10 protein-coding genes and 1 riboswitch are annotated in these 13,068 nt (G+C 39.9%); of the genes, 8 read left to right on the top strand and 2 right to left on the bottom strand.

Annotated elements, in window-relative coordinates; genetic code table 11:
• Window positions 1-6: 6 nt before the first annotated feature.
• Window positions 7-171, bottom strand: a riboswitch (cobalamin riboswitch).
• Window positions 172-407: 236 nt separating this feature from the next.
• The 3 genes from FTV37_RS12405 to FTV37_RS12395 all read left to right on the top strand — a co-directional run bounded on the left by FTV37_RS12405 (window position 408) and on the right by FTV37_RS12395 (window position 3,792).
• Window positions 408-2,261 carry a TonB-dependent siderophore receptor gene (locus FTV37_RS12405; protein WP_180022410.1) on the top strand — a complete coding sequence of 618 codons (1,854 nt, stop codon included), beginning with the start codon at window positions 408-410 and terminating at the stop codon, window positions 2,259-2,261.
• A gap of 47 nt (window positions 2,262-2,308) precedes the next feature.
• Window positions 2,309-2,893 (top strand): cob(I)yrinic acid a,c-diamide adenosyltransferase, encoded by a 585-nt coding sequence (locus tag FTV37_RS12400; protein ID WP_111885379.1) that lies wholly within the window; start codon window positions 2,309-2,311, stop codon window positions 2,891-2,893.
• A 185-nt stretch (window positions 2,894-3,078) separates the two neighbouring features.
• The gene (locus tag FTV37_RS12395; protein ID WP_180063997.1) at window positions 3,079-3,792 is read left to right on the top strand and encodes a glycerophosphodiester phosphodiesterase; all 714 of its coding nucleotides are present in this window, start codon (window positions 3,079-3,081) and stop codon (window positions 3,790-3,792) included.
• Window positions 3,793-3,858: 66 nt separating this feature from the next.
• Here the strand turns inward: FTV37_RS12395 and FTV37_RS12390 are convergent, their stop codons facing one another.
• The gene (locus FTV37_RS12390) at window positions 3,859-4,392 is read right to left on the bottom strand and encodes an META domain-containing protein (RefSeq protein ID WP_180063996.1); all 534 of its coding nucleotides are present in this window, start codon (window positions 4,390-4,392) and stop codon (window positions 3,859-3,861) included.
• A gap of 190 nt (window positions 4,393-4,582) precedes the next feature.
• Between FTV37_RS12390 and FTV37_RS12385 the strand changes: the two genes are divergently transcribed.
• From FTV37_RS12385 to FTV37_RS12365, 5 genes are all read left to right on the top strand, one after another.
• Complete coding sequence (locus FTV37_RS12385) at window positions 4,583-5,743, top strand: acyl-CoA desaturase (RefSeq protein ID WP_180055849.1); 1,161 nt, start codon at window positions 4,583-4,585, stop codon at window positions 5,741-5,743.
• 121 nt (window positions 5,744-5,864) lie between these two features.
• Window positions 5,865-7,310 carry a YdiU family protein gene (locus FTV37_RS12380; RefSeq protein WP_180063995.1) on the top strand — a complete coding sequence of 482 codons (1,446 nt, stop codon included), beginning with the start codon at window positions 5,865-5,867 and terminating at the stop codon, window positions 7,308-7,310.
• A gap of 111 nt (window positions 7,311-7,421) precedes the next feature.
• Window positions 7,422-8,027 (top strand): murein L,D-transpeptidase family protein, encoded by a 606-nt coding sequence (locus FTV37_RS12375; RefSeq protein WP_180063994.1) that lies wholly within the window; start codon window positions 7,422-7,424, stop codon window positions 8,025-8,027.
• Window positions 8,028-8,062: 35 nt separating this feature from the next.
• Window positions 8,063-8,434, top strand: a complete 372-nt coding sequence (locus FTV37_RS12370) for an MmcQ/YjbR family DNA-binding protein (RefSeq protein WP_218947597.1) — start codon at window positions 8,063-8,065, stop codon at window positions 8,432-8,434.
• 196 nt (window positions 8,435-8,630) lie between these two features.
• Window positions 8,631-10,550 carry an acyltransferase family protein gene (locus FTV37_RS12365; RefSeq protein ID WP_168378762.1) on the top strand — a complete coding sequence of 640 codons (1,920 nt, stop codon included), beginning with the start codon at window positions 8,631-8,633 and terminating at the stop codon, window positions 10,548-10,550.
• Window positions 10,551-11,192: 642 nt separating this feature from the next.
• On the opposite strand, the gene FTV37_RS12355 is transcribed toward FTV37_RS12365, so the two are convergent.
• Window positions 11,193-12,548 (bottom strand): amino acid permease, encoded by a 1,356-nt coding sequence (locus FTV37_RS12355; protein WP_180063993.1) that lies wholly within the window; start codon window positions 12,546-12,548, stop codon window positions 11,193-11,195.
• Window positions 12,549-13,068 lie beyond the last annotated feature (520 nt).

Here is a 13,068-nt window from a genome sequence, read left to right as displayed (position 1 = left end):
CGCATTATGTATAGGTCTGCATCAGGCCGGTCTCCGGACTTAAGGATTTATCGAAATAAAGCCTATTCACCGTTGCGGGGGCAGTGTCAGATAACAACAGATCTATACTGCTGGACTGACTTCCCAGTTTCACTTCTCAATTAAGGAAGCACCTGAAGCATGGGCAGATTAGTTTCTGCCCCACAGCAAGTCAAGCTGTATATGCAGCTATCTTAAAATGCCCGACGGATTCGATTGTTCGATAAATCGGAGTTCTCTATACTTAAACCATTCACAACAGTTGGCATGGGAAGTTTCTACAACACTGCCCCCGCAACGGTGCGCAAGCGAAACCTTGCCAGTCCGATACCTGCCGACCGTGTTCTATCACTCAATCATTTACGTGGGGTAAATGCATGGAGCTTTGTATGCCTTTTCCTTTTCAGCCGACTGCGCTTGCAGCTGGCATATCTGCGCTTTGTATTTTTAACTCCGAAATGTCTGTTGCAGCGGATTCCATTACACAACCTAGAATGGACACCATTGTCGTCACAGCAACACGTTCTGCAGAAAAATTGGAAAATGTGCCAGCACGTATTTCCATTATTGATGAGTCGCTCATAGATCAATCACCAATTGCATCATTTCCACATTTATTAATGAGTGATGCTTCTATCAATATGGTGCAGCTGGGTGGCTATGGACAACAAGCTTCATTTTTTTTACGTGGCACAGAGTCAGACCACACTTTGGTATTGCGTGACGGTGTCCGTTTAAATAATGATGCCAGCGGTTTAGCGCCAAATAATTTTATAGATACCACAGACATTAAGCAGATTGAGGTTTTAAAAGGCCCAGCATCTGTCCTTTATGGCACCAATGCCATTGGTGGTGTGGTACAAATCATTAGCAAAACCCCTGAAAAAAATGCAGCTTTTATCAGCGCTGAAATAGGTGGAAATCAAACCTATAAAAGTACTGTCGGGGTAGACCTAGCCAAGCAAGGTTTTTATGCGCAAATTCGTGGACAGCGTTTAGAAACCGACGGCACATTGATTCATGAACATGAAAATGCCAGAGCTTCTAGCTTTAATCAAAAAGGCGTGTCTACCAAATTTGGCTATGAAGAAACACGCTTTGGCACTTCATTGGATTATTCTGAAAACCAAGGTAATGCTCAATATGAGCAATACAGCTGGAATTCACTGCAATATGAGCAAAAGTCGCAAGATTTTAAAAATCAAATTGCAACCCTGAAGTCACACTTCAACCCCACAGATCAGCTGACCCTGAATGCTCGCGTGTCTTATTTTAAAGATGAGTTGGAACAGCTCAAAATCTTTGAACAGACCCATTATGAATCCACTGAATATGAACTGACCGCAAAACAGCAAATGACGCCGTCTCAGAACATCATTGCAGGCATCACCCATCGGCAGCTAGAAACATCAACGCTAAAAACTGCAGAGTCTTTTCATCAAGACTTAAACAGTACGGGTTATTATCTACAGCACCAATATCAAACTGATAAATTAAAAACTCAAGCGGGTATTCGTCGTGAAGACCATGAAAAATATGGTCAACACACGGTCGGACAAGTTGCTGCGCGTTATTTTTTCACGCCGTTGTTTAGTAGCTATGCCAATATTGGTACAGCATTTAAAGCGCCAACCATGAACGACTTATATTATGGCGACTATGCAAACCCTGACTTAAAACCCGAAGAAAGTCAATCCTATGAAATTGGGCTAGACCTACAAATGACACCACAACTAAAAACTGGTTTGTCTATCTACAGAACTGAAATTGATAACCTTATTGATTCTGATCCCAACAATAACTGGAAGTTTGCCAATATTGATGCAGTGACCATTCAAGGTTCAGAAGTCTATGTGAATTGGAGCAATGAGGCATTTTTTACAAAGGCCAGTTATAGCTACAATCAAGCAAAAAATGATAAAACAGGTTTGGATTTGAGCCGCCGCCCACGTCAAAAACTGGCATTGTCAGCTGGTTGGGCTGATGAACATTATGGGCTGTCAACAACACTGAGTGCGAACAGCCATTCAGACAGCAGTAATTATGATGAGGATGTGATCCCTGGACATGCTCAGATTGATTTCAATAGTTATTACCAACCCAACGAGCAACTGCGCTTCTTTGCCAATATTCAAAATGTCGGCGATGTTCAATATAAAACGGCTTCTGCTGGCAATTTCGACGGCAAATTCTATTTAAATGGCGGCCGTTTGGCTTCCTTTGGCATCACAGTTAGATATTAATTTCACACTGATTTATTCAACTTTTAATCAAAAAATGGACAATTAAAATGGGCCACCGCTTAAGTAAAATTTATACCCGCACAGGCGATTCAGGTACGACAGGTCTTGGCGACGGATCACGCGTAGCCAAAGATGATTTACGCATTGAAGCCTTAGGAGATGTCGATGAACTCAATTCAAGCATTGGTATTCTGCGTTCGCACATCGCACTAAGCAGTATTGAAGACAAAGCGGCTTGGGATAAATCGCTCAGCCTGATTCAGCATTGGTTATTCGACCTTGGCGGTGAAGTTTGCATTCCAAACTTCAACTTGGTACAACCTGTGTCAATTGAGTTTTTGGAAAATGACATTGACCGTATGAATGAAGCACTGCCAATGCTCAAAGACTTTATCCTGCCATCAGGAACATTGGTGTGCAGCTTTGCCCATCAAGCGCGTGCAGTTTGCCGCCGTGCAGAACGTCGTTTAATGGCTGTACATAACCGTGACCAGAACATTCAAGCACCGTCATTGCAGCTACTTAACCGACTCTCTGACTGGTTATTTGTCGCATCGCGTACATTACAACGCGCTGAAGGTGGTTCTGAGGTGCTGTGGCAGAAAAATATTAACGACACGATTGATCAATAAGTTTTGGATTCAAAAATTGCTCAAATCCTTTGACCAATTAAAAGTCTATTTTACATTGAAATAAATCGAAACATTTCGTCCGATCATTCTTGTATTTCAGGATGATCGGATCAAAATAATAGTGTCATCTCCCTGTCATGCTTACAGGACACTATGTTTTTATCTTTCAATTTTGCAGGCCCTTTATGCGCATAATCGGACACCGTGGCGCTCGTGGCGAAGCACCTGAAAACACCCTTGGTGGTTTTCAATATATTCAAGACTTAGGGATTCGTGCTGTCGAATTTGACGTTCGGCAACTTAAAGATCGTGCCCTAGTGATCATGCATGATGACCAATTTATGCGAACGACAGGTCAAGATAAACATCTATATGAATGTAGTTCACAAGAGTTAGAACCCTATAACCATGCAGTGACATGGTCAGAATGGAATAAAGTTGAGCCGACGCCACTGCTCGAACAAACGCTCAAAATTATTCATAACTTCGATCATATTGAAGTCGAAGTGAAAGCAGTGAAGACACAGACTGAAGCTGAAGCGCTGACTGAAACCTTGGAACAACAGCTCCAAGGTTTCGAACATTCCGCGGTGATCACCAGTTTTGACCCTAAAATTCATCTTGCTTTGCAACAAAAAAAATCCGGTTTCAAACGCGGGCTACTGGTTGAAACGGACGTAAAATTTAAAGCGATTGAACAAGCACTTGAATTAGGTTGTATCCAAATCGGTTGGATGAACCAACTCGCCAATTCAGACATTATTCAGGCCACGCAGCAGGCAAAATTAAATGTGAGCGTATGGACTGTCAACGACGTTGATCGTGCTAAACAACTTAAAGATTGGGGCATTAACGGCTTAATTACCGACTATCCTAAATTAATGATGCAGCATTTTTAATGCTGCTTTATTCCCCTAGTTTTATGTAATTCAGTCTTCGATCAACACGTGGCTTTTTCAACTGGCCTATTTTCGTTCTAAAACCAACACGGTTTGACCCCGACTGTTTTGCATTGTCATCTGTTTCGCTTGAATTTGAAACTGTGTTGCGGCTTGCAATGCATCTGAAAGTTCAGCCTCTTGAGCCAAAGCCGAATCACAACTGAAATAGCCTGCTCGCGCATTCAAATCAATGCTGTGTTTTAAGGTATCAATCACATAAGTGCCACTGATGTTATTACATCCCGTATTGCCTTGAATTTGGCGAAATTGTGAACTGAACTGCAAATAAGGTTGATGATGAAAGAACTTGGCTTTTTGCCCTGCAATTTGCACAATCGTCCATGGAATATCTTGTATCCCATCATTCATGCGAATGACTTTTAATGGCTGTTCAACACTGTTGCCATGTGACTTCCCTTGTGACTTTGTAGTCACCTTCTGCGTTGGAGAACTTTGACAGGCCATGAGTCCTAGACAACTGATCAGAAAGCCGCCACAGATACAGTGTTTGACAAAAAATTGCGGATTATTTTGACGATTTTGCTGTTTTTTTAGCATCTTTTTTACCCCACAAAAAGTCAAATAACTTCAGTCGTATTATGTTACTGTTTAGAACAATACAACTGTACAATAACAGTGGTGAAAACGGGTTTTCCCGTGCTACTATTCTGTACGTTTAAAATCCCTTAAAAAATTAATGGGATTCGTCCTATCTATACCTCCCAAGGTTTCAGGAGTGCTGTTGGAGATGAATGCTCCCCTACCCAAAGCCCCAATGAACTGGATTGCTATTTTTGCATTGGTGTTTTTACCTATTGTCGCAGTTATTGCAATTCCGTTATATGCCATTAATCATGATTTTAGTGCCGCTGCTTGGATCAGTATGTTTGTTTTACTGGGTGTCAGCAGTTTAGGTATTACCGCAGGTTATCACCGCTTATGGGCACACCGTGCTTATGAAGCAACCTTGCCTTTAAAAATCATTTTAATGCTCATGGGTACTTTTGCTGTTCAGAACAGTATTTTGTTCTGGGCTTCAGGTCACCGTACACATCACCGTCATGTAGACGATATTGACCAAGATCCATACTCGATTAATCGTGGTTTCTGGTATGCCCATATCGGGTGGATGCTTCGTGATTATCCAGCAGCAGAACCGAACTACAAAAACGCGCCAGATCTTTTAAAAGATAAAGTCGTTTTGTTCCAAGATAAATACTACATTCCACTGGTGATTGCTGTGCATGCAGCGATTTTAGTGCCAATTGGTTGGGCTGTTGGCGACATGTGGGGCGTTCTATTATTGGGCGGTTTAATGCGTCTAATCTTGAGCCATCATGTGACGTTCTTTATTAACTCACTGTGCCACATGTGGGGTAAACGTCCATATACTGACGAAAATACCGCTCGTGATAACTTCTGGCTCGCTATTGCTACTTGGGGTGAGGGTTATCATAACTATCACCACATTTTCCAATACGACTACCGTAATGGTGTGAAATGGTGGCAATACGATCCAACAAAATGGTTAATTTGGAGCTGCTCTAAATTAGGCCTTGCCAAAAATTTACGCCGTATTCCTAGCTTTAATATTAAAAAAGCTGAGTTGGCTATGAAGTTCAAGTATGCGGAACAAGACCTTGCGATCTATGGTCTCAACATGACCGATGATATTGCGACCGCTAAGCAACGTATTTCTCAAGAATATGATGCGTTTTCGCAAACTTTGAATGACTGGGCAAAATTAAAAGAACAGGAAATTCAAGCGAAGAAAACTGCAGTTGCTGAAAAAATTCATCAGATGGATGACAAACTCAAACTTGAATTCCTACAAGTTGAACAGCGTTTGTCACAGCACCGTGAAGCATTGAATCAATTGATGCGTAATTTGAAAAAGAAAACTGCTTAATTCTTTTAAGCCTCTCAAATGTAAAGCCTCCCTTGTGGAGGCTTTATTGATTTTAAGCTACAGTTTTTCTATCTGGTCTTTGCTATAGTTCCAACATAACTTGAATTTTTTAAAGATCATTATGCAGTTCAATGCCCGCTATAACACCCTGCCGCCTCGCCTGTACCACCATCAACAGCCTGTACCCTTAAAAGGCACAAAAGCTGGGCATTTTAATGCGGCTCTTGCAGATGAGCTGCAATGGTCTGAGACAGATAAACAGGCTTGGGTTGAAATCTGCAGCGGTCAAAAAACCTTTGCTGAATTTGAACCTTTGGCCATGGTCTATGCAGGTCACCAGTTTGGACAATGGGCCGGCCAATTGGGCGATGGACGCGGCTTATTGATTGGGCAAATCATCGATAAACATGGGCAAACCATTGACCTGCACCTTAAAGGTGCCGGCTCTACGCCTTATTCACGCATGGGCGATGGTCGTGCAGTATTGCGCTCGACTATTCGTGAATATTTGGCAGGACATGTGCTGAACAGCTTAGGTGTTGCATCGAGTAATGCAGTGGGTTTTACCAGTTCCGAGCAAGGCGTGCAGCGTGAAAAGCTCGAGCTCGGCGCGATGATGCTGCGTACATCTGACTGTCATATCCGATTGGGACATTTTGAATGGATCAATCAATATCAGGGTGATTTGCTACCTGAATTCACGCAAAAATGTATTGAGTGGCACTACCCTGAATGCTTGGATGCCGTACAACCGATTTTAGCTTTTGCCACTCAAGTCATTCAGCGTACCGCAGTGATGATTGCCAAATGGCAGCTGATTGGTTTTGCGCATGGCGTGATGAATACCGACAACCTGAATATTACAGGTTCAACTTTGGACTTCGGCCCTTATGGCTTTATGGAACGTTTCCGTCCAAATTGGATCAACAACCATTCGGATTACCAAGGCCGCTATACCTATCAGCAGCAGCCGAGCATTGGGCATTGGAATTTATGGCAATGGCTGAATAATCTCATTCCGCTCTGCCCTACGGACTATGACAAAGAACAGTGGAAAGAAGATTTAGCTAAGTGCTTAGAGCATTTTGAACTGACCTTCTTGGAACATTATAAATTGGGCTTAGCTCAGAAAATGGGTTTGCCAAGTTTTCATAAAGACAGCTTTGACTGCGCCATGGCCTTTTTGCGTATTCTGCAAAGTGAACAGCTGGATTACACGCAAAGCTTTATTCGTCTGCAAAATCATGAATATGAAGCCATTAAAGATGACTGTTTAGACCGTCGCGCATTTGAAGGTTTCTTGGCCCAATATGAAAGCATCCGTGCGCATCAGGACACCGATGCTTTAGATGCTGAAATGGCAAAGGCCAATCCGCAATATATTTTGCGCAACCATATGGCGCAAAAGGCGATTGAGCTAGCTGAACGCAATGATTTTTCAGAGGTAGAACGTTTATTTATATTACTAAGCCAGCCTTATCTGAAACAGCCTGAACTGGAAACAACAGAAGATTTAGGCCCCTTGCCAAGTGATGTGCCTGAAGTGATGGTGAGCTGCTCGTCTTAAACATTTATCCACAAATTCATGCATCAATCGAAGCAAAATTGTGGATAATTTAGACATTATCCACAATACCGAAATGGATGGACTGTAATGCCGTCCATCCTCTAAAAAATAATGACAAGAAAACGTATCGCTATTTTTAGTTTCGCTACCCTCTTCTGTATTGTGGCGGCCTACCTTGCCTATCAAAAATTTGAAAAATATCTACCTACACCTACCAATGTACTGGCCTTTCCACCTAAATTAAGTGATTTGCAAATTCAAAAAATTCGCACAGAAACGCCGATCGACAGTATTCAAGTACATAAAGCTGAGCGTTATTTAGAGTTAAAACATCAGGATCAGGTCATTCGGCGTTACCCGATGCGTCTGGGTTTTCAACCGCTTGGACATAAAGTTCAAGAAGGTGATGGCAAGACGCCAGAAGGAACTTATCATATAGATTGGCGCAATCCGCAAAGCGCATTTTATAAATCTTTGCATATCTCTTACCCCAATGCGGCCGATAAACAGAAGGCTAAAAATCTAGGGGTTTCTGCAGGTGGTGACATTATGATTCATGGTTCGGCGACCAGTTTACAAATAAAAGCTGCACCACAACTGATGACGTATTTCCCACAAAAAGATTGGACTTGGGGCTGTATTGCAGTGCGCAATATTGATATGGATGAAATTTGGCAACTGGTGAATAATGATACAGCGATTAATATTCATCCTTAGGCTTTAACGCTCAGGCTTATTTTTGGGTATCCCCTATGATTGCATTACATGCTGTAGCTGCGAAGACAGCCTTAGCCCTGCCAGAAACCACATGCAGCCAGCCTTTTGGTGAAGGCTGTGATGTGTTTAAAGTGATGGATAAGGTTTTTATGCTGAGTTTTCATTTAGAAGGCAAAGCAGCTATCAATTTAAAAGTGCTGCCAGACAATGGCGGAATGCTTAAAGATATTTATCCCTTTATTCGTGCGGGCTGGCATATGAATAAGCAGCATTGGATTTCTGTTTTTACAGATGAAGAATTAGAAGAAGAACTTCTGCAAGATTTGGTGCTGAACTCTTATGAATTGGTGGTATCGAAGTTAAACAAAGGACAGCGGCAGAGGATTGAGCTCCTCCAACGTCTATAGCTTAATTTTTAACTATTATTTTCTAATTCAAAACTCAAAATAAAAACAGCACCTCACTGATCTAAAATCATTTCAAATCAAATTGGAAAACAGTCTGCCTGTTTTGAACAAAAAATTAAAAAAATGGAAATTTTAATCGATCACTCTCCAATTAAAGTTAGAATCATCCAAAATTAAATGATTAGCTATTTTATTTATGCAATTCAGACACGATATCAATGGATTACGGGCCATAGCCGTATTGGCCGTTGTACTATTTCACTTTAATCCACAATGGCTAACCGGCGGCTTCGCAGGCGTCGATGTTTTCTTTGTCATCTCAGGCTTCTTGATGACCGCCATTATTTTTAATGGCATAGAAAAAAACACATTTAATCTATTTAAATTTTATACAGCGCGTGCAAACCGAATTATTCCTGTTTTAGCCACAATGTCTATCATTTTAGTCATATTTGGCTGGTTCTATTTAGCACCAGTTGATTACAAGGATTTAGGACGACAAGTCGAAAAAAGCTCTTTCTTTATTTCCAATATTCTTTTTTCAAAAGGCAGTGGCTATTTTGATACTGCTGAACACACAAAATGGTTATTACACACATGGTCTTTGTCTGTTGAATGGCAATTTTATATTGTTTTTCCACTTATCATTTTGTTTTTAAAAAAATATTTAAACCTTCATAATTTAAAACGCGTGGTGTTTTTGCTCTTTTTAGTCAGCTTTATTTATTGTATTTTTGCAACCTATAAAGACAGCAAAACTGCCTATTTTCTACTAACAAGTCGCGCATGGGAAATGCTCATAGGTGGTTTAGCATTCCTCTATCCTTGGTCACTAAAAAACAAAAAATCACAGCTCATGACACAATGCTTAGGACTCGTTCTGATTCTAGCATCGTATATCTTTATATCTAGTGAAACACTTTGGCCGGGTTATATGGCCCTTATTCCTGTATTTGGTGCTTATTTAATTATTGTGAGTAATCATCAGCAAAATATATTGATTAATAATCCAATTTTTAACCACGTTGGAAAATGGTCATATTCAATTTATGTCTGGCATTGGCCCTTGGTTGTTTTGGGTTTCTATCTTGGCCTCGAAAATTGGTGGATATACGGAATCCCTCTGTCAATTTTATGTGGCGTCTTAAGTTATCACGCTATTGAAAAGATTCATTTCCCACGCTATTCATCTTGGAAAAAGCTTTATAAAGTGAAAGCAATTTATCTCGCTTTATTCCTTTTAGGCGTCGGCCATTTCATCAAATCTAATGATGGTGTCGATTCTCGACTTCCAGAAGTAGCTAAAATCGCAAATGAAGAAATCAATAATACCAATCCTTATGATTGTGACCAACAAGAGTTGCATGAATGTATTATAGGAAACCCAACTAAAATTAAAGCCATTGTTATTGGAGATAGCCATGCTGATGCAATGACCACCTCTGTGGCAACCACTTTTAATTTGAAAGCTGACGGTATCATTTCATTTACAACTTCTGCCTGCCCATTTATTCCCAATCTACAGTTTTACAAAGATAAAAGTCCTTGCCCAGAAATTAATCAGAAACGCTTAAACTTAATTGCATCCAAAAAATATGAAAATATTCCAATGGTTTTCATTGCAAGGTACCCAAGCTATTTAATTGGAGAAAATGACCCTGATATCATGGATGCTAAGAGTTCTAAACCTATTGTTTATTTTGATGATAATCCAAACATCACTCAAAAGAATCGAATGATTTCATTTCAAAAGAATCTAACTGAAGTTTTGTGTCAGACCTCTAAGACCAATCCTGTTTATATCGTGCAACCCATTCCAGAAGTTGGTTTCAATTTACCGCAAAGAATCATTAAGAATGTATTCTACAAGCGTAATGAAAAAATATTTATTTCACACGACACATATTTAAAAAGATCAGGAGAGATTCGCAAAATTATTCAAGAAAGTGCAGAGCAATGTCAGGCCAAAGTCTTAGACCCTGCATTACATCTATGTAAAGGAAATGAATGTATTTCTGAGTATAAAGGACGCCCGATTTATCGTGATGGTAATCACTTAAGTGAATATGGAAATAAGCTTTTAGTTCCAATGTTTAAAGAAGCCCTCAATCCATAAAAAGTGAAAGTACGCCTAAATGACTTTAATTTTTTGAAGTCATTTAGGTGAATTTAAAACTAAAATTTAAAATCTTTTCTGCTTCCATTATTAAATATTTTAATATAATTCAAATAAATAAATAGACTTAATGTAGTATGCTTCATTTTTATTACCATCCATTAGGTAATAAATCGATCATCATGAAATTCATGAGTAGCAATGAGTGTTAAATAGGTATAAGACTTACTCGCCACTTGATCATCCACTTTAAAAAATTCTTGATAGATTCCCCCCGTCATTTGACTCCACAGACACCAAAAACATAAGAATCCTAAAGTACTTGAAACTCCTGCTAAAGCAAGCTCCTTTGATAGCCCAAAGAAACTTAAAGCAACCAAAGTAAAACTAAGATTTAACCCAGCGAGAATTAGGAGAGTTAATTGATAAATTATTCATTTTACTTATCATTCAAGAAAATAAATGAAATTTATTGATTCTAAAATCAACACAAATCACATATTTTAACTTACATTTTAATTACTTAAATAAACCAAATTATTAATTCAAGCAATTTAATAAAACTCTTTCAAAATCGTTGTTAAACAACTTTAAACCAAGAATTTAAAACTTCAAAAGGCTCTTCCCTAAGCCTTCATGGTATTAAACCTTCTTTGCTTGCATCACTTTAAACAGCACATACAGCAGTAAAATCCATAGCGGCTGCATCAACACCGATAGCATAAAGCCCTGATTCCACATGATGTACAAAATCATCAGCATGAACACTAAGACAAAGTAGTTGGTAAACGGTGCAAATAAAGCAGGAAACTTGGTCTGTATACCCTGCTGCTGCATCGCTTTTCTAAACTTCAAATGAATCAAGCTGATTAACATCCAATTCAGCACCGCAGCACTCACCACGATATAAATCAGGTAACTTAAGGCTTTTTCAGGCAAGAAATAATTCAGCAGCACGCAACCAAAAATCAGCAAAGCAGAAAATAAAACCGCGGCAATCGGCGTGCCGTGTTTATTTACCTGTTTAAACGTTTTTGGCGCATTGCCCTGTTCTGCCAAACCGAGCAGCATGCGGCTATTGGCATACATACCGCTATTACAGACCGAAACGGATGCCGTCAAAATAATAAAATTCAGCAAATGCGCTGCCCAATCAATCCCCATCTGATTAAAAATCATCACAAAAGGACTATGATCCAAACCACCAAGTTTCAACTGATTCCACGGCACTAGCGACAGCAGTACCGCCAAAGAACAGATATAAAATAAGAACACGCGGATCACCGTTTGATTTACGGCTTTGGGAATGTTTTGATCTGGATTTTCAGTTTCAGCCGCCGCCATGCTGATCAGCTCAATGCCACCAAAAGCAAACATCATAAAGGCCAGCATATAAAATAGGCCATCAAAGCCATGCGGAAAAAAGCCGCCATGTACCCATAAATTACTAATCGAAGCCGTAGAGTCTGCGCCTGCTGTAAGTAGCAGATATACACCAAAAACAATCATAGCAACAATCGCCACAACCTTAATCATCGACAGCCAAAATTCAGATTCTGCATACAGTTTGACATTGGCTAAATTGGCAAGGGTAATCACCATAAAAAACACCAGAACTGAAACCCAAGCAGGCACATGTGGCCACCAATAATTGACATATTTGCCTATCGCGGTCAGCTCGGTCATCACCACTAAAATATACAGAATCCAGTAGTTCCAGCCCGTTAAAAAGCCCGAAAACTTGCCCCAATATTTAAAAGCAAAATGACTGAATGAACCTGTGACTGGCTCTTGTACAATCATCTCACCCAACTGGCGCATAATCAGAAAAGCAATCAAGCCACCAATCAAATAGCCCAAAATAATCGATGGCCCTGCAGACTCAATAATATGCGCAGAACCTAAAAATAGCCCTGTACCAATCGCCCCGCCCATAGCAATCAGCTGAATATGGCGGTTCTTTAATCGGCGCTGTAGTTGAGGCATTTCGCTGCTCACAACATGTTCTCATCTTATAAAAAAGTGGATTGTAGCCTGTGCATCCGCTAAGAACTACATCTTGATATCCAACAATTTTAACTTAAAGGTATTTTTACAGATCAGATGAGCATCAAATGTAAAGTTTTATTGATTGGTTTAAATAACTTAGGTCAAGACAATCTTTTGCCTATTTTTTTCAAATTTATACTTTTATTGAATATTTTTGAGGCTTCATCACACAGCAATATGCCCTACATCATAAAAACAGCGCCCAATTGAGCGCTGTTTTAAAAGCGAATCCGCAGTGATTGATCACTTATATGTAACTTACTGATGTTACGCAGTAACACCAGAAGTGCAATTTGATTCAAATAAAACAGCGATACGCGGTAACGTCATCCGCAAGTGTTTGAGACAGGACTACTTCTAATCAAAAATGTTTTTGCGATGCTTTGAATAATTTGACGGTAGTGAACGAGTTTTGCGGATGACAATGGTTTTGGGTACTTTTGCCGAAACAAAAGTACCTCCAGCCGAA

The organism is Acinetobacter sp. YH16042, assembly GCF_013417245.1.
Lineage (GTDB): Bacteria > Pseudomonadota > Gammaproteobacteria > Pseudomonadales > Moraxellaceae > Acinetobacter > Acinetobacter amyesii.
This window is presented reverse-complemented; position numbering and strand designations above follow the sequence as displayed.